The organism is Pseudomonas sp. MWU13-2100, from assembly GCF_023242365.1.
Classification (GTDB): Bacteria; Pseudomonadota; Gammaproteobacteria; order Pseudomonadales; family Pseudomonadaceae; genus Aquipseudomonas.
Genome location: NZ_JALLIX010000013.1, coordinates 83,389 through 100,087, shown reverse-complemented (window position 1 = coordinate 100,087; position 16,699 = coordinate 83,389). Strand labels below are relative to the sequence as shown.

The window sequence follows — 16,699 nt, the reverse complement described above, 5'->3', positions numbered from 1 at the left end:
ATTGCATGCGCATCTCCCCCGGAGTCTCACCATGTTGAAAGCGGCGATTGTCCTGATGCTGTTGGCCACGGTGGCCAGCCTGTTCAGCGGCCTGTTCTTCCTGGTGAAGGACGACGCGCACTCCAAGCGCCTGGTCCATGCCCTCACCGTCCGGGTGGGGCTGGCCGTGATCACCCTGGCCTTGATCAGTTGGGGCTTCTTCAGCGGCCAACTGGTGTCCTCGGCGCCCTGGTAAGAACCAGGGCCCGGCAAGGCTCAAAGCACATAGACGAACACGAACAGGCCGATCCAGACCACGTCGACGAAGTGCCAGTACCAGCTGGCCGCTTCAAAACCGAATTGATGCTCGGCATTGAAGTGCCCGCGCATGACCCGCATCAGCATCACGAACAGGATCAGGGTGCCGATGGTCACATGGGCACCGTGAAAACCGGTGAGCATGAAGAAGGTCGCGCCGTAGATGCCCGAGCCCAGGGTCAACCCCAGCTCATGATAGGCATGCATGTATTCCTTGGCCTGGAAGGTCAGGAACGCGATCCCCAGCAGCACGGTGATCGCCAGCCAGATCTTCAGCGCGCCGCGATGGCCGTTCTTCAGGGCATGGTGGGCAATGGTCACGGTGACGCTGGAACTGACCAGCAACACGGTGTTGAGCAGCGGCAAGCCCCAGGGACTGATGGTTTCCTTCGGACCCGGAAAGAGCTTCGGATCGGGGTTGTGCAGCAATGGCCAGGCGTTCTGGAAGTTCGGCCACAGCAGGTGGGCGATCCCTTTCGCGCCACCGTCACCCGCCAGCCACGGCACCGACAGATTGCGTACGTAGAACAGCGCGCCGAAGAAGGCGATGAAGAACATCACCTCGGAAAAGATGAACCAGCTCATGCCCCAGCGGAACGAACGGTCCATCTGGGCGCTGTAGAGCCCGGCGCGGCTTTCCTTGATCACCGTGCCGAACCAGCCGAAGAGCATATAGGCCAGCAGCAGTCCGCCGACGAAGAAGATCAGCGGGCCGTGGGAATCCGGACGCGCCGCCTTCAGGTCGTTGAACCAGGTACCCAGGCCGAACATCGTGGTCAGCATGCCCAACGTGGCAATGATCGGCCACTTGCTCTGGGCCGGTACGTAATAGTGCTCATGAATCGCCATTTATTGTTCTCCTTATCGGGCACGCCAAATGTCCTAGCCGCCCGTACCCGCTACAGGCGGGTTGCGGGCGGTGATGTCGAACAGCGTGTAGCCCAGCGTCAGTTGCTTCACATCCCTGGGCATGTCGCGGTCAACGATGAAACGTACCGGCATCTCGATGCGCTGCCCGGGCTGCAGGGTCTGCTGGGTGAAGCAGAAGCATTCGGTCTTGTGGAAGTACACCGCCGCATTCGCCGGGGCGATGCTCGGGATGGCCTGGGCCTTCATCACATGATCGGTGGGGTTGTAGGCCACGAAGAGCATCTCGTTGACGGCACCGGGGTGAACGCTCAACTGGTCGGCCTTGGGATAGAACTCCCAGACCATGTCGACGGCATTGGTCGAGAGGAACTGCACGTCGATCTTGCGCGACAGGTCGACCACCTGCTCGCCTTCATACTGTCCGGCGGTCTTGCCGTTGATCCCGAAGGCCTTGCACATCACGTCGTAGAGCGGCACCAGGGCAAAACCGAAGGCGAACATCGCTACCACCACCAACAACAGGCGTGTGACCAGGCGCTTGAGCGAGATCGAGTCGGCCATGGCTTATTTCACTTCCGGCGGCGTGGTGAAGGTGTGGTACGGCGCCGGTGAAGGAATGCTCCACTCCAGGCCTTCCGCGCCATCCCAGGGTTTGGCCGGGGCCGGCGGGCCGCTGCGGATGCACTTGATGACGATGAACAGGAACAGCAGTTGGGTGGCCCCGAACATAAAGCCGCCGATCGACGAGACCATGTTGAAGTTGGCGAACTGCAAGTTGTAGTCCGGCACCCGCCGCGGCATACCCGCAAGGCCGACGAAGTGCATCGGGAAGAAGGTCAGGTTCATGCCGACGAACGACAGCCAGAAGTGCAGCTTGCCGAGGGTTTCGTCGTACATGTGCCCGGTCCACTTCGGCAGCCAGTAGTAGGTGGAAGCGAAGATCCCGAAGATCGCCCCCGGCACCAGCACATAGTGGAAATGCGCCACCACGAAATAGGTGCCGTGGTACTGGAAGTCCGCCGGCGCCATCGCCAGCATCAGTCCGGAGAAGCCACCGATGCTGAACAGGATGACGAAGGCCACCGCAAACAACATGGGCGTCTCGAAGGTCAGCGAGCCTTGCCACATGGTGCTGACCCAGTTGAACACCTTCACCCCGGTCGGCACCGCAATCAGCATGGTTGCGTACATGTAGAACAGTTCACCGACCAGGGGAATGCCGACCACGAACATGTGGTGGCCCCAGACGATGAACGAGAGGAAGGCGATGCTCGCCGTGGCGTAGACCATCGAGGTGTAGCCGAACAGCGGCTTGCGGGAAAACGCCGGGATGATCGCACTGATCGCGCCGAACGCCGGCAGGATCATGATGTACACCTCGGGATGGCCGAAGAACCAGAACACGTGCTGGAACAGCACCGGGTCGCCGCCCCCGGCGGCGCTGAAGAAGCTGGTGCCGAAATGGATGTCCATCAGCATCATGGTTACAACGCCCGCCAGCACCGGCATCACGGCGATCAGCAGGAACGCGGTGATCAGCCAGGTCCAGACGAACAGCGGCATCTTCATCAGGGTCATGCCCGGCGCACGCAGGTTGAGAATGGTCGAGATCACGTTGATCGCGCCCATGATCGAACTGATGCCCATCATGTGGATGGCGAAGATAAAGAAGGTCACGCTCTCGGGCGCGTAGGTGGTCGACAGCGGTGCATAGAAGGTCCAGCCGAAGTTCGGCCCGCCGCCGGGCATGAACAGGGTCGAGACCATCAGCGAGAAGGCCGCCGGCAACAGCCAGAAGCTGAAGTTGTTCATCCGCGGCAAGGCCATGTCCGGCGCGCCGATCATCAGCGGGATCATCCAGTTGGCCAGGCCGACGAAGGCCGGCATCACCGCGCCGAAGACCATCACCAGACCGTGCATGGTGGTCATCTGATTGAAGAACGCCGGTTCGACAATATGCAGCCCCGGCTGGAACAGCTCGGCGCGGATCACCATGGCGAAAGAGCCGCCGAGCAGGAACATGGCAAAGCTGAACCACAGGTACAGCGTGCCGATATCCTTGTGGTTGGTGGTCAACACCCAGCGCATCAGGCCCTTGGCGGGACCGTGGGCGGCGTGCTCATCGTGGCCGCCATGGCCATGGTCATCGATCACTGCACTCATGTCCTGTCTCCTGCAAACGGGGGAACGGCTTGGCCCGGGAGCCTCGGCTCCGACCGGTTCAGCGAACACGCAACGGAGCTGTTCATTTGCTGCCCTCCGCCTGTTTCAGCGCCAGGACTTCCTTGGGCGTGACCATGTCGCCCTTGTTGTTGCCCCAGGCATTACGCTCGTAGGTCACGACGGCGGCGATATCGACTTCCGACAATTGTTTGCCGAAGGCCGCCATGGCCGTGCCCGGCTTGCCGAAGAACACCCGGTGCAGGTGGTCCTCCTTGGGACCGGTGGCGATTTTCGAGCCCTTGAGTGACGGGAACATCGGCGGCAGGCCCTGGCCCTCGGCCTGGTGACAGGCCACGCAGGTGGTGTGGTAGACCTTGTCGCCGCGCTCCTTGAGCTCGTCGAGGGTCCACTCCTTGCTGGTCAGTTCCTTGAGCTTGGCGGACTCGGCCTTGCGATCGGCCAGCCAGCTGTCGTAGTCGGCCTTGGTGCGGACATCGACCACCACCGGCATGAAACCGTGGTCCTTGCCGCACAGTTCGGAACATTGCCCACGGTAGATGCCGGGCTTGTCGACCCGGGTCCAGGCTTCGTTGAAGAACCCCGGGATCGCATCGCGCTTGACCGCCAAGGCCGGCACCCACCAGGAGTGGATCACGTCGGCGGAGGTCACCAGGAAACGGACCTTGGCACCGACCGGCAAAACCAGCGGCTGGTCAACTTCCAGCAGGTAGTTTTCGCCCTTGGGCGCCTGGTTGTGCATCTGTTCGGCGGGCGTGGACAGGTTGCTGAAGAACTCGACATCCTGGCCCAGGTATTTGTAGTGCCATTTCCACTGATAGCCGGTGATCTGGATATCGACGTCCGACTCGCTGGTGTCGTACATCTTGATCAACGTGGCGGTCGCGGGAATCGCCATCACCACCAGGATCAGCAAAGGCACGATGGTCCAGAGGACCTCCACGGTAGTGCTTTCATGGAACTTGGCCGCCACCTGGCCAGTGGAGCGCCGGTGCATGATCATCGACCAGAACATCGCACCGAACACGATGATACCGATCACCACACAGATCCAGAAAATGGTCATGTGCAGATCAAAGATCTCGTGACTGACTTCCGTCGCTCCAGGCGTCATATTCACGGTCCAGGCGGCGTGCGCCTGACTGAATATCGACCACAACAGGAGGCCCATCCAGGCTCGTGGATGTCGCATCATTGCGGGTTCCCCTTATCGTTCTTGTTATCCCGCCGGCTTTCACCTGCGGCCAAGGGAATGGTCGTACTACGTAAGCGGACCATTCGGCCTCGCCTGCAACAGCAGCCGGGCGTCATCAGCTAACTCCATACAAAATCGAGTATAGACAGCGACCGGGACAGCGCCATGCGTTCTGGGAAATGAACTGAAGCGCAACTTGGTATCGGGCTGGAGGCCTTGGATTACCTGCGGCAGAGCAGAAATGATGGCAAACAGATATAACCCATGCATATAAGCATGAAATAATTATTACAAATGCGTCTGAGCTTCTTTTATAACCCAGCTACTTTGTACTCTCCCTATTTTCCCTTTGTCGTCCCCCCTGGAGTTTTCATGAACACCGCCGCATTGCGCGAGCAGATTCAACGTGCCCATCAACACGAGACCGGTACCGGCCAGTTGACTCGTCAACTTGAAGTTCAATTGCCGCACCTTCACCCCGCTATTCAACTGCCGGATGTTGACGCCAAAGGCGTGCTGACGCGGTTTGTCAAAGCTTACATCGACCTGGTTCCCGACTTGCTGGATGCCGCCAACGAGGTGGCACGCGAAGCCGGCATCGAGTCGCAGATCACGCCGGTGCTGACTATCGCCGAGCAGTTTTTCCTGCAACCCCCGGCGATTCTGGAAGGACATGTCGGGCTCGACGGCCTGCTGGATGAGGCCTATCTGGCGCACCGCCTGGTGGAGGAGGTCAATGACCTGTACATCAAGCATTTCGGTCAGCCGCTGATTCCGTCGGACATTACCGTGGCCAACCTGATCGCCCACCAGTTGATCGGCGAGACGTTCGCCAACCAGCTGGATGAAGCGGTGCATCACGCGGTCGATGAAATGCTCAACGAAGAGAGCTTTGCCCTGGAGTCGGTGGAAGCCTACCGCGAACGCCTGTACAGCGCGGACACCGAGGCGGCATGGAAACGTTGGCCGTGTCTGTCGCGCCAATTGGGCGTGGGGTTGGAGCTGGAGCAGCCAGGCGCTTGAACCCACGGCGCAGTTGATCGCGAGCAAGCTCGGCTCCTACAGGTTTTGTGGCGTTTTCCAGACCAGCATCAGGCTGCGGCGGAGCCAATACCCGTAGTGGTCCGCAGCCGCCCTTCCAGGCGCCGTTTCAGGCCATGGGACTCGATCACCAATCGCGAGCCCTTGGCCTTGTTGGCCCGGTCCCATTCCTCCAGCAACTCCAGGCAGGAGTGGTCGATATAGCTCAGGTTGCCCAGCGGCACATGGACCACCGTGCCCGTCGGAACCGTCGACAGCACCCGGGTCAGCGCCGGCACCTTGAGAAACGTCGCAGCCCCCAGCAGCCGCAGCTCCATCTCACCCTCGGCGGGCAAGTCCACCAGGCTGATCTTCAGACGCGAGGCTTTCCAGGCCAGCTTCGCCAGGGTCAGGCCGAAACCGAGCAACACCCCCGTCAACAGGTTAGTGCAGACAATCGCCAAGGCCGTGGCCGCATAGGTCAGCATCGGCATGCGCCCGTAGCGCCCCAGGCCACGAAAGGCCTTGAGATCCACCAGCTTGATCCCCGTATACACCAGCACACCCGCCAGGCTCGCCACCGGAATGCTTTGCAGCACGCTCGACAGCAGCAGTACGAAAGCCAGTAGCCATAAGCCATGGAACATGGCCGACAGGCGGGTCCGGGCGCCGGCCTGGACATTCGCCGAGCTGCGCACGATCACCCCGGTCATGGGCAAGGCCCCGAGCAACCCGCAGAGCATATTGCCCACCCCCTGCGCCGACAGTTCGCGGTCGAAGTCCGAACGCTGGCCGTCGTGCATGCGGTCCACGGCGGCGGCCGAGAGCAGGGTTTCGGCGCTGGCGATAAAGGCCACGGCAAAGGCCGCGATCAGCAGGTTGGGATCGGCCAGGTTGAGCAGGTCGGCGGGCCGCAGCCAGTCGATGGCCTCGGTCAGGTTGGCCGGGACTTCCACGCGCTTGACCGACAGTGCCAGCAGCAGGCTCGCCAGGGTCGCCAGACCCACGCCAAGCAGCGCACCCGGGACAAAGCGCAGGGCATGGGGTTTGCGCTTGTCCCATACCCACATCACCAGAATCGTCCCCAGACCCAGCGCACCAGCCTGCCAGCCGCTGCCTGCGCCGGAAAACGCCTGACCCAGGGCGGCGGGAAAACCCAGCAGGTTGCCCAGCCCCGAGGGCAGGGGCGAGCCATCGAGCATCACATGGACCTGGGACAGCACGATCAGCACGCCGATACCGGCGAGCATCCCGTAGACCACCGCCGGTGCGGTTACCCGGAACCAGCAGCCCAGGCGCAAGCGCCCGGCGAGCAATTGCAGCAGGCCCGCCAGCAACAGGATCGGCCCGAGCATGGCCATGCCGTGCTGGCGTACCAGTTCAAATACCAGCACCGCAAGGCCTGCGGCCGGACCGCTGACCTGCAACGGCGAACCGGCCAGCCAGCCCACCACCAACCCACCGATGATACCGGTGATCAACCCCTTGGCCGGCGGCATGCCGGAGGCGATGGCGATTCCCATGCACAGCGGCAGGGCGACCAGGAATACCACCACGGAAGCCAGCAGCTCCCGTGGCAAAACCGCTTTCAGTTGTGCTGCACGCATGATCAATCTCCTGAGGATTTCTGCAGGCATGGCAAAGCTCGACCGCTCTGACGCCGGTCGTGGCTGAACCCAATGGATGGAGGAAGCTTCAGGCGCTAGAAGCGGGCTTTGGGCGTCGCACTCGGGATCGGATGAGTGCCATCGAGGGGCAGGAAGCAGGCTCGATCGGCGTCATACGCTTTGATTTCACTGGTTTCGATGTTGTAGACCCAGCCATGGATAAACAGATGACCGTTGGCCATGCGCGAGGCCACCGAAGGATGTGTGCGCAAATGCTGCAACTGAGCGATGACGTTTTCTTCGGTCAGCACCTGCATGCTTTCGCCTTCGTTGGCGCAGTCGCAGTTCTCATGGACCATGGTCTTCGCCACTTCCGCATGGCGCAGCCAGGCTTTGACCGTGGGCATCTTTTCCAGGCTGTCGGGATTGAGCACCGCACGCATGGCGCCGCAGTCCGAATGTCCGCAGATGATGATGTGCTGCACGCCCAGGGCCAGCACCGCGTACTCGATAGCGGTCGAGACGCCACCGTTCATTTGCCCATAGGGTGGCACCACGTTGCCGACATTGCGGGTCACGAACAGGTCGCCAGGGGAACTTTGGGTAATCAGCTCAGGCACGATGCGCGAGTCGGCGCAGGCAATGAACATCGCCCGTGGGTTCTGGGCCGTGGCGAGTTTCTTGAACAGTTCTTCCTGTTGCGGAAAGACTTCATGATGAAAATGCAGGAAGCCATCGACGATATGCTGCAGCGCCGCATCGGCACTTTCGGCCCCGGGGAGCCCTGGTGCCGACGCAGCCGACGGCTGTTTATCCTTGTCACTCATGATTCATCCTCTTTTCTGACGGATTGAAGGGGATTTTCCTGATTTGGCTCGCTCGCGGCCAGCACTCATCGGATCAATACGCCCGATTCCTTGAACGCACCCGTACGAAACAGGCAGCTTCACCCTAGTCGTGAAAACTTAACTCAAGCTGAATCAGAGGCTCTAGGACGGACGTTCCAGAAGCTTCTTGCGCGGATTACCCAAGAGTATAGGTACCGCCTGAACGCCGCCAGGCGACCTTTGTCCGGATCATGGCTCAGAGTAACGACATCTGCCCTCCGGGGGGACAGAACGCCGTGCAATCAAGGTTGAAGCCTTCACGGCGGTTAAGGCCCAGGCGCTTGATGGCCTTGGCAAAGCGTTGCGCCAGCAAGTCGGCGAACGGTCCTTCGCCGCGCATCCGCACACCGAACCGGCTGTCGTAGAGCTCTGCGCCACGGGTCTGGCGAATCAGGCTCAACACATGAGCCGCCCGTTGCGGGTAATGGGCAGCGAGCCACTCCTCGAACAGCGGCGCCACCTCCAGGGGCAGGCGCAGCATCATGTAGGCGGCGCTCTGGGCACCGGCATCGCGGGCCTCGGTGAGCAGACTTTCCAGCTCATTGTCGTTGATCATCGGAATCATCGGCGAACACAGCACGCCCACCGGGATACCCGCCTCACGCATCACCCGGATGGCCCGCAAGCGCGCCTTGGGCGCCGCCGCACGGGGTTCGAGGATGCGCTTGAGTTCGTCGTCGAGGCTGGTCAGGCTGATCATCACCGCCACCAGGCGCTGCCGGGCCAATTCCGTCAGCAGATCCAGGTCGCGCAGGATCAGCGAGCCCTTGGTGACGATGGTCACCGGATGCCGATAACGCAGCAACACCTCGAGGATTCGCCGGGTGAGCTGGTGCTCGCGCTCGATCGGCTGGTAGGGATCGGTATTGGAGCCCAGGTTGATCGGTGCCACCCGATAGCCCGGCTTGGACAATTGTTGCTCAAGCACTGCGGCGGCGTTGGTCTTGGCGATCAGTTTGGTTTCGAAGTCCAGGCCAGGGGACATATCCCAGTAGGCATGGCTGGGACGAGCGTAGCAATAGATGCAACCGTGCTCGCAGCCGCGATAGGGATTGATGGAGCGATCGAAGGGCAGGTCCGGCGAGGTGTTGCGGGTGATGATGGATTTCGCCGTCTCGCTGCGCACCTCGGTGCCCCGGGTCAGCGGAACCTCCTGGTACCAGCCGTCGTCCTCGGCCACCGAACGATGGGGCGCGAAGCGGTTATGCGGGTTGGTCGCGGTGCCACGACCACGGGGAGGGAGCGGGGTGAACATTGGAAAGGCTCCATTACTGTATTTATATACAGTAATGGAGCCAGGCCGATCTGCCTAGCACCGTCTGGCAGAGACACCCCAAACGCAGACCTTGCAGGAGCTGGCTTGCCGGCGATGACGGCCGTAAACACGCCGCAAGACTCCGCGGTCTCATCGCCGACAAGCCGGCTCCTACAGGGGTCCGTGGTGCTCTCGGGAGCTTATGGCTTGGCCGGTATCTCCTCCTTGCGCAACGCCGCCACATCGCTGGCCTTCACCGCTCCGCCCCGGTTGCCCCAGCTACCGCGAATGAAACCGACCACATCCGCCACTTCCTGGTCCGACAACCGCCAGGCAAACGCCGGCATGGTGAAGGCCGAAGGTGCCGTATGGGTCGCCGGCAGGCTGCCGCCCTCGAGCACGAGATGGATCAACGAGGTCGGGTCCGCCGATTGCACCACCGGATTACCGGCCAACGCCGGGAACACCCGGGTATAACCGTGACCGTCGGTACGGTGGCAAGCCGCACAGTTGTCAATGTAGACCGACGCCCCCGGCTTGCTATCATCGCCTTTCCACAGAGCCTGTGCGACCTGCGGCTCATAGGCGTGAGGTGCATCCTGCGGGTCCACCGGCGGCAAGCTCTTGAGGTAGCGGGCAATGGCCGTCAGATCACCGTCGTTCATGTACTGCATGCTGTGCACCACCACATCGCTCATGCCGCCGAAGACCGCGCTGCGATCACTGCGACCGGTCTTGAGGAACTGCACCAGCTGCGCTTCGCTCCAGCCGCCGAGGCCATCCTTGTGGTCGCCGCGCAGGCTTTTCGCGATCCAGCCTTCCAGCGGCGCACTGCCGGCCAGGAAGGCACTGCCATCATTCGCGCCCAAAGCCTTTTCCTGCATGGTCAGTGCCCGTGGCGTATGGCAGGCACCACAATGGCCGAGGCCTTCGACCAGATAGGCGCCGCGGCTCACCACGGGGTCCGCGCCACTGCCGGCCTGATATTCGGCGACCTTGGGCGCAAACACCCAGCGCCAACCCGCCAACGGCCAGCGCATGCTCAGCGGCCAGGGGATATCGACGGCCTTGTTGTCCTGGGCCACCGGCGCCACCCCCTTCATGAAGTAGGCGTACAGCGCCTGCATGTCGCTGTCACTGACCCGTGCGTAGGACGGATACGGCATCGCCGGGTAAAGGGTACTGCCGTTCTTGGCCACACCATGCCGGACCGCCTGGTCGAAATCCTCGAAACTGTAAGCCCCGATCCCGCTTTTATCCGGGGTGATGTTGGTCGAATAGATCGTGCCGATGGGTGTCTGCATCGGCAGCCCGCCGGCGAACGGCTGGCCGCCCTTGGCCGTGTGACAAGCCACGCAATCCCCGACCCGCGCCAGGTATTCGCCCTGCTTGATCAGGGCCGACGGATCGGCCTCTGCGGCGCTGACCGCGCCATTGCCCAGCAGCGCCAGGGTGGCGATAACCAGTGCTTTCATGTTCATCGCTCCTTATGCCTGGACCAGTGGGCCGGGGTTCTTCAGGTACTGCTCGCGGATCGCCCGGGCCGACCAGTAGGTCAGCGCCGCCACCAGGCCAGTGGGGTTGTAGCCCAGGCCCTGGGGAAAGGCCGAAGCGCCGGGGACGAAGACGTTGTGCACATCCCAGCATTGCAGGTAACGGTTCAGGGCGCTGGTCTTCGGGTCGGTACCCATGATCGCGCCACCGTTGAGGTGGGTGGTCTGGTAGGACGCGGTATTGAAATGCTCACCGACCTGCTTGCCCAGCAGGGCAATGGACTTGGGATTCATCGCTTCGGCGACCTTGCTCAATTTTCCGACCATGAAGCGGTTCATCTTGATGTCGTTTTCCTGCCAGTCGAAGGTCATCCGCAACAGAGGCAAGCCGTAGGCATCGCGGTAAACCGGATCGAGATCCAGGTAGTTGCCGCGGTAGGACTGGTGCGCACCATGGGCATCCATCGACACCTGGTGGGTGTAGTAGTCCGCCGTGGCGCGTTTCCAGGCACTGCCCCAGGCCGGCGTACCGGGCGGGTTCGAGGTCCCGGCAATCGGCCGGCTACCGGCCTGGTTGACCCACATCGGCGAGCCGCCGACAAAGCCATGGGGCCCGTGGTCGAAGTTGTCGCCGTTGAAATCATCTATCGCCACGCCGTTGCCGCCGGCGCCGATAAAGTTGTTGGTGTACACGTCCTTGTCGAAGAAGGCCTTGATGGTGGCCATGTTCTGGTAGGCGAAGTTCTTGCCCACCACGCCTTCGCCGGTGAGCGGGTCGTAGGGCTTGCCGATGCCGGACAGCAGCATCAACCGCACGTTATGGAACTGGAAGGCACCGAGGATCACCAGGTCGGCCTCTTGCTCCACCTCGCGGCCCTGGGCGTCGATGTAGGTCACGCCGGTGGCCTTGCTTTTGCTGCTGTCGAGATTGACCCGCAGCACGTGGGAATTGGGCCGCAGTTCGAAGTTTGGCACCTGGCGCAATGCCGGCAGGATGTTCACGTTCGGCGAGGCCTTGGAGTACATGTAGCAGACATAACCGCTGCAAAAGCCGCAGAAATTGCACGGCCCCATCTGCGCGCCGTAAGGGTTGGTGTAGGGCCCTGAAGTATTGGCCGACGGCAGGTTGTAGGGTTTGTAGCCGACTTCGCTGGCGGCTTTCTGGAACAGCTGCGCGGAGTAGGTGTTCTTCTGCGACTCCAGCGGAAAGGGATTGGAGCGATCCGGCGCGTAGGGGTTGCCGCCCTTGCCCTGGCCGACCAACTGGCCCTTGACGGTCCAGGCCTGGCCCGAGGTGCCGAAGACCTTTTCCGCGTAGTCGAAGAACGGTTCCAGCTCTTCGTAGCTGACGCCGAAGTCCTGGATGGTCATGTCCTTGGGAATGAAGTGTTTGCCGTAACGCTCTTCGTAGTGACTGCGGATGCGCAACTCGATGGGGTCGACCCGAAAGTGCACGCCCGACCAGTGCAGCCCGGCCCCGCCGACGCCATTGCCCGGAAGGAACGCGCCGAGCTGGCGGTTCGGCAAGGCGACGTCATTGACGCTATGGCGAATGGTGACGGTTTCCTTGGAGATATCCTGGAAGAGTTTCTTGCGCACGCTGTAGGTGAGCTCGTCGATCACCTGTGGGTAATTGCCATCGGGGTAGGTGTCCTGCATCGGACCCCGCTCCAGTGCCACGACATTGAGCCCGGCTTCGGTCAGCTCCTTGGCCATGATCGCACCGGTCCAGCCGAAACCAACGATCACCGCGTCGACCTTTTTCATTTGAATCGCCATGCTCACGCCCTCTCGCCGCGAATGGATACTGCCGGGAAGGGGTATTGCTCGTTGCGTTCAACCCAGTCCATGAAGTCGGCGCGGGCGCCGGGAAAGCCGATCATGGTCCAGCCGACCAGGCCCTTGTTGCCGCCATGGACCGGGTCGCAGAAGAACCCCTCCTTGGTGTTTTGCAGCAAGAAGCTGAAGAAAATCTTCGGCGGGACAGTGTCGAAGTCGGCGTCGCCGGCCTCCAGTCGCTTGAGCAAGGCATCTTGGGTAGCGCTGTCTTGCCCAGAAAATGTTGAACCGTGCAGCTTCTTGCACCAGGCCTCCGTGGCGGCGATGCCCAGGCGATAGATCTCCCGCGGCACCAGTTTGCTTTGCCAGCCCATCTCCGCTGGAGCGTCGGCGGCGAAGGGACCCTGCATGAACCACAAGGCACCACTGGCATAGGGCGTATTCATTTGCCGGTCGATGAATTCCGGCACACCGGCCTCCAGGGCGCCCGGCCCTTGGGCGTCGGCCGGAATCAAACGGGCCACGGCGGCGTTGAGAAAAGCCCATTCCTCGGCGGTGAAGAAGCTCGGTTCGTAATGCCCGCTGTTGACCGGTGCCTTGTCCGCGGCCGCTGGTAACGCTTGCGACGCAGCCTGCAAAACACTGCTGCCCAGGGCGCTGCTCGCCACGGTGACCACCGGGATCAGGGTCAGGGTTTTGCGCAGGAACTCACGCCGAGGGTTATCTCGATCTTGATCAGACATGGCGTTACCTCACTCATCATGCACGCACGGATTAATCGGTCGCTTCGATTGAGCAACCTGTCTTTTTCGGGCAGCGGTCTCCAACGAGACATCTCGCATAGAGAACACACTGGCAACCTTTAGTTACAAATGATAGCAGCCTAAGCATCAAGATGAATCGTTTCAGCTAAAAATCCCGGGCTTTTCCTGCCCCATTCCGCCCATCTCACAAATCTTTGACACTCGACTCACAGGCTTTTGATCCGTAAAAATCAATGCTATAGGGCAATATCGAGTTCTCTTTTTCCGGGCGCCATCCATATGTCGATCATTCGTTGGTGTTCCATCCTTGGCCTGATGCTTGTCAGCGGCCTGCTGCTGCCCGCTGCCCAGGCGGGCGACAGCAGCAGCCTGCGCCCGCCACAATGGGCCACGCCGGTGGGTAGCCAGTACAACCTCAACCAGATGACCCCGACGCTCTATCGCAGCACCTTGCCCGACAGCAACGCCGTGCCGCTTCTGCTCAAGCTGAACATCACCACCGTGATCAACTTCCAGCCGGACGCCGACTCCAGCTGGCTGTCGGCCCCGGGAATCAAACAGGTGCAACTGCCCTACCGGATCGGCCGGGTCGACGACGCCGACGTATTGATGATCTTGCGGGCGATCAAGGACGCCGAGGACAAGGGCTCGGTGTTGATCCACGACAAGCAGGGTACGGAACGCACCGGCCTGGTGGCGGCGATGTACCGTGTGGTGGTGCAGGGCTGGACCAAGGAGGAAGCCCTGAGCGAGATGATGATGGGCGGGTTCGGCGACAACACCCATTTCAAGGACAGCATCCGCTACATGATGCAGGCGCCCGTCGACAAGCTGCGCGAGGCCCTGGCCAGCGGCGCGTGCAGCACCAACCCCTACGCCACCTGCGCGGTGCGCAGCTGGCTCAAGTCCGCCAGTGTCGAGTGATGACCGGGCCTGAGCCGGGCGTGACCCGGCTCAGGCGATAGTCGCTCGGCGGCTACTGGCCGTCGGGCTTCTTCAGCTTGGGATTGGGAAAGAACTGCACGGTCTGGACCTTGTTGTCCTGCGGCGCCTTGACCGGTGCGGTATTGACCCGCGTGCCCAGCTCCTTGGGCACCGACAAGCCCTGCTCATTCAGCGTATCGGCATAACCACAAGCCACGCACTCACGGTGCGGAATGTCGTCTTCGCTCCACATCATCAGCTTGTCCTGCTCGCTGCACGCCGGGCAGACCGCCCCGGCGATAAAGCGCTTCTTGGTCTTGATCACAGGGACCTCGCTCATGCCGCGGCACCCTCGCCCAGGCCGCTGTGACGCAAGAGTGCGTCAATCGACGGCTCGCGACCACGGAAGTCGACGAACAGCAGCATTGGCTCCTGGGAGCCGCCGCGCGCCAGGATCGCTTCACGGAAGGCGCGTCCGGTCTGCGCGTTCAGTACCCCCTCTTCCTCGAACCTGGAGAAGGCGTCGGCCGACAACACTTCGGCCCATTTGTAGCTGTAGTAGCCCGCCGCATAACCGCCGGCGAAAATGTGCGCAAAACTGTTGGGGAAGCGGTTGTAGGCCGGCGGACGCATGACCGAGACCTCGTCGCGCACGCCTTCGAGGACCTGCGCCACGCTGCGACCGTCGCCATGGGTGGCATGCAGTTCGAAGTCGAACAGGGAAAACTCCAGCTGGCGCACCATCATCAACCCGGACTGGAAGTTTTTCGCCGCGAGCATTTTTTCCAGCAGGTCCTGGGGCAGCGGCTCGCCGGTTTCATAGTGACCGGAGATCAGCGCCAGGCCTTCAGGCTCCCAGCACCAGTTTTCCATGAACTGGCTCGGCAGTTCCACGGCATCCCAGGCCACGCCGTTGATACCGGACACACCGGCATGCTCGATGCGGGTCAGCAAGTGATGCAGGCCATGACCGAATTCGTGGAACAGGGTGGTGACTTCGTCATGGGTCAGCAACGCGGGCTTGCCGCTGTCGGCCGGGGCGAAGTTGCACACCAGGTTGGCCACCGGGTTCTGCAGGACGCCATCAACGGTACGCCGACGGTCACGGGCACCGTCCATCCAGGCACCGCCACGCTTGTTCGCGCGGGCGTACAGGTCAAAGAAGAAACGCCCGACATGCTGGCCGTTCTCCTTGATTTCGAACAGGCGAACATCCGGGTGCCAGGTGTCGAAACCGCTCTGTTCGGCAATTTCGATGCCGTACAGGCGCTGGACAATGGCGAACAGCCCGCCGAGTACCTTGTCGATCGGGAAGTAGGCGCGCAGGGCTTCCTGGGAAACGCTGTAGCGTTGTTCACGCAGCTTCTCGCCGTAGTAGCCGCTGTCCCAGCTTTGCAGGTCCGGACAGCCTTGCTCGGCGGCATAGGCCTTGAGCTGCTGCAGGTCCTGGGCGGCGAACGGCTTGCTGCGTTTGGCCAGGTCGCGCAGGAAGCTCAGCACCTGGTCGCTGGAGTCGGCCATCTTGGTCGCCAGGCTCAGTTCGGCGAAGCTGGTGAAACCCAACAATTGAGCCAGCTCCTGGCGCAGGTCGAGGATCTCTTCCATCACCGGGCCGTTGTCGTACTGGCCGGCGTTCGGCCCCTGGTCCGAGGCGCGGGTGCAGTAGGCGGCGTACACTTCTTCGCGCAGGGCGCGGTCCTGGGCGTAGGTCATCACCGCGTAGTAGCTCGGGAACTCCAGGGTGATCAACCAACCGTCCAAGTCCTTGGCCTTGGCCGCGGCAGCCATTTGCGCCTTGGAGGAATCGCTCAGGCCGGCGAGACCGGCCTCGTCGGTGATGTGCCGGGTCCAGGCCTGGGTCGCGTCGAGTAATTGGTTGGAGAAGCGGCTGCCCAGTTCGGAAAGCTTGCTCTGCACTTCGGCGTAACGCTTCTGCTGCTCGGGCGGCAGGTCGATACCCGACAGGCGGAAGTCGCGCAGGGAGTGTTCGAGGATGGTTTTCTGGCCCACGTCGAAGCTGGCGGCCTGCGGGCTGTTCGCCAGGGCTTCGAAAGCCTGGAACAGTTCGCGGTTCTGACCCAACTCCGTGGAGTAGGCGCTCAAGGCCGGCAGGCAGGCCTCGTAGGCTTCGCGCAACTCGGCGCTGTTGCACACCGCATTGAGGTGGCTGACCGGACTCCAGGCGGCGCCCAGGCGATCGTTGAGTTCATCCATCGCCAGGACCAGCCCGGCCCAGGTAGGCTGTTGACCCTGGGTCGCGAGGATTTCAGCGATGGCCGCGCGGTTGTCCGCCAGGATCTGTTCGATGGCCGGCAGCACGTGTTCGGCGCGGATCGCCGAGAACGGCGGCAGGTCGTAGGACTGCAGAAGAGGGTTGTTCACGCTCACGGTTGGCACCTTGGCTGGAAGAAACATGGGCCCATCTTA

General features: G+C 62.0%; 15 protein-coding genes. 3 read left to right on the top strand and 12 right to left on the bottom strand.

The annotated features are described in order from the left end of the window. Window positions 1-31 precede the first annotated feature (31 nt). A complete protein-coding gene (locus M5B99_RS11740; RefSeq protein WP_248799735.1) occupies window positions 32-235 on the top strand; it encodes a twin transmembrane helix small protein in 204 nt (67 codons plus the stop codon). A 20-nt stretch (window positions 236-255) separates the two neighbouring features. Here M5B99_RS11740 and M5B99_RS11735 read toward each other — a convergent pair whose 3' ends face one another. The 4 genes from M5B99_RS11735 to coxB all read right to left on the bottom strand — a co-directional run bounded on the left by M5B99_RS11735 (window position 256) and on the right by coxB (window position 4,543). Further along, a complete protein-coding gene (locus M5B99_RS11735; protein WP_248804168.1) occupies window positions 256-1,146 on the bottom strand; it encodes a cytochrome c oxidase subunit 3 in 891 nt (296 codons plus the stop codon). 33 nt (window positions 1,147-1,179) lie between these two features. Next, window positions 1,180-1,728 (bottom strand): cytochrome c oxidase assembly protein, encoded by a 549-nt coding sequence (locus M5B99_RS11730; protein WP_248804167.1) that lies wholly within the window; start codon window positions 1,726-1,728, stop codon window positions 1,180-1,182. A 3-nt stretch (window positions 1,729-1,731) separates the two neighbouring features. Continuing rightward, entirely contained in the window at window positions 1,732-3,330 is a 1,599-nt protein-coding gene (ctaD, locus tag M5B99_RS11725) for a cytochrome c oxidase subunit I (protein WP_248804166.1), read from the bottom strand. 82 nt (window positions 3,331-3,412) lie between these two features. Next, the gene (gene coxB / locus M5B99_RS11720) at window positions 3,413-4,543 is read right to left on the bottom strand and encodes a cytochrome c oxidase subunit II (RefSeq protein ID WP_248804165.1); all 1,131 of its coding nucleotides are present in this window, start codon (window positions 4,541-4,543) and stop codon (window positions 3,413-3,415) included. 372 nt (window positions 4,544-4,915) lie between these two features. Here coxB and M5B99_RS11715 point away from each other — a divergent pair, with 372 nt between their 5' ends. Continuing rightward, complete coding sequence (locus M5B99_RS11715) at window positions 4,916-5,566, top strand: hypothetical protein (RefSeq protein ID WP_248804164.1); 651 nt, start codon at window positions 4,916-4,918, stop codon at window positions 5,564-5,566. Between the two features lie 68 nt (window positions 5,567-5,634). On the opposite strand, the gene M5B99_RS11710 is transcribed toward M5B99_RS11715, so the two are convergent. From M5B99_RS11710 to M5B99_RS11685, 6 genes are all read right to left on the bottom strand, one after another. Further along, window positions 5,635-7,170, bottom strand: coding sequence for a SulP family inorganic anion transporter (locus tag M5B99_RS11710; RefSeq protein ID WP_248804163.1), 1,536 nt, complete (start codon window positions 7,168-7,170; stop codon window positions 5,635-5,637). A 95-nt stretch (window positions 7,171-7,265) separates the two neighbouring features. Continuing rightward, window positions 7,266-7,997: a carbonic anhydrase gene (locus tag M5B99_RS11705; RefSeq protein ID WP_248804162.1), complete on the bottom strand. Its 732-nt coding sequence runs from the start codon at window positions 7,995-7,997 to the stop codon at window positions 7,266-7,268. A gap of 256 nt (window positions 7,998-8,253) precedes the next feature. Beyond that, window positions 8,254-9,312 (bottom strand): PA0069 family radical SAM protein, encoded by a 1,059-nt coding sequence (locus M5B99_RS11700; protein WP_248804161.1) that lies wholly within the window; start codon window positions 9,310-9,312, stop codon window positions 8,254-8,256. Between the two features lie 200 nt (window positions 9,313-9,512). Then, window positions 9,513-10,787: a cytochrome c gene (locus tag M5B99_RS11695; protein ID WP_248804160.1), complete on the bottom strand. Its 1,275-nt coding sequence runs from the start codon at window positions 10,785-10,787 to the stop codon at window positions 9,513-9,515. A gap of 12 nt (window positions 10,788-10,799) precedes the next feature. Then, window positions 10,800-12,584: a GMC family oxidoreductase gene (locus M5B99_RS11690; protein ID WP_248804159.1), complete on the bottom strand. Its 1,785-nt coding sequence runs from the start codon at window positions 12,582-12,584 to the stop codon at window positions 10,800-10,802. Window positions 12,585-12,586: 2 nt separating this feature from the next. Then, window positions 12,587-13,327, bottom strand: a complete 741-nt coding sequence (locus M5B99_RS11685) for a gluconate 2-dehydrogenase subunit 3 family protein (RefSeq protein WP_248804158.1) — start codon at window positions 13,325-13,327, stop codon at window positions 12,587-12,589. Between the two features lie 300 nt (window positions 13,328-13,627). On the opposite strand from M5B99_RS11685, the gene M5B99_RS11680 reads away from it, so the two are divergent. Further along, the gene (locus tag M5B99_RS11680) at window positions 13,628-14,272 is read left to right on the top strand and encodes a protein tyrosine phosphatase (protein WP_248804157.1); all 645 of its coding nucleotides are present in this window, start codon (window positions 13,628-13,630) and stop codon (window positions 14,270-14,272) included. 52 nt (window positions 14,273-14,324) lie between these two features. Here M5B99_RS11680 and M5B99_RS11675 read toward each other — a convergent pair whose 3' ends face one another. Further along, window positions 14,325-14,612, bottom strand: a complete 288-nt coding sequence (locus tag M5B99_RS11675) for a YheV family putative zinc ribbon protein (protein ID WP_248804156.1) — start codon at window positions 14,610-14,612, stop codon at window positions 14,325-14,327. Next, the gene (prlC, locus tag M5B99_RS11670; RefSeq protein ID WP_248804155.1) at window positions 14,609-16,687 is read right to left on the bottom strand and encodes an oligopeptidase A; all 2,079 of its coding nucleotides are present in this window, start codon (window positions 16,685-16,687) and stop codon (window positions 14,609-14,611) included. Before prlC ends, M5B99_RS11675 begins: the two co-directional genes overlap by 4 nt. Window positions 16,688-16,699 lie beyond the last annotated feature (12 nt).

Excerpts from the sequence above, each read along its gene's own strand:
- M5B99_RS11740 (WP_248799735.1), top strand. The coding sequence starts at position 32 with ATGTTGAAAGCGGCGATTGTCCTGATGCTGTTGGCCACGGTGGCCAGC.
- M5B99_RS11735 (WP_248804168.1), bottom strand. The coding sequence starts at position 1,146 with ATGGCGATTCATGAGCACTATTACGTACCGGCCCAGAGCAAGTGGCCG.
- M5B99_RS11730 (WP_248804167.1), bottom strand. The coding sequence starts at position 1,728 with ATGGCCGACTCGATCTCGCTCAAGCGCCTGGTCACACGCCTGTTGTTG.
- ctaD (WP_248804166.1), bottom strand. The coding sequence starts at position 3,330 with ATGAGTGCAGTGATCGATGACCATGGCCATGGCGGCCACGATGAGCAC.
- coxB (WP_248804165.1), bottom strand. The coding sequence starts at position 4,543 with ATGATGCGACATCCACGAGCCTGGATGGGCCTCCTGTTGTGGTCGATA.
- M5B99_RS11715 (WP_248804164.1), top strand. The coding sequence starts at position 4,916 with ATGAACACCGCCGCATTGCGCGAGCAGATTCAACGTGCCCATCAACAC.
- M5B99_RS11710 (WP_248804163.1), bottom strand. The coding sequence starts at position 7,170 with ATGCGTGCAGCACAACTGAAAGCGGTTTTGCCACGGGAGCTGCTGGCT.
- M5B99_RS11705 (WP_248804162.1), bottom strand. The coding sequence starts at position 7,997 with ATGAGTGACAAGGATAAACAGCCGTCGGCTGCGTCGGCACCAGGGCTC.
- M5B99_RS11700 (WP_248804161.1), bottom strand. The coding sequence starts at position 9,312 with ATGTTCACCCCGCTCCCTCCCCGTGGTCGTGGCACCGCGACCAACCCG.
- M5B99_RS11695 (WP_248804160.1), bottom strand. The coding sequence starts at position 10,787 with ATGAAAGCACTGGTTATCGCCACCCTGGCGCTGCTGGGCAATGGCGCG.
- M5B99_RS11690 (WP_248804159.1), bottom strand. The coding sequence starts at position 12,584 with ATGGCGATTCAAATGAAAAAGGTCGACGCGGTGATCGTTGGTTTCGGC.
- M5B99_RS11685 (WP_248804158.1), bottom strand. The coding sequence starts at position 13,327 with ATGTCTGATCAAGATCGAGATAACCCTCGGCGTGAGTTCCTGCGCAAA.
- M5B99_RS11680 (WP_248804157.1), top strand. The coding sequence starts at position 13,628 with ATGTCGATCATTCGTTGGTGTTCCATCCTTGGCCTGATGCTTGTCAGC.
- M5B99_RS11675 (WP_248804156.1), bottom strand. The coding sequence starts at position 14,612 with ATGAGCGAGGTCCCTGTGATCAAGACCAAGAAGCGCTTTATCGCCGGG.
- prlC (WP_248804155.1), bottom strand. The coding sequence starts at position 16,687 with ATGTTTCTTCCAGCCAAGGTGCCAACCGTGAGCGTGAACAACCCTCTT.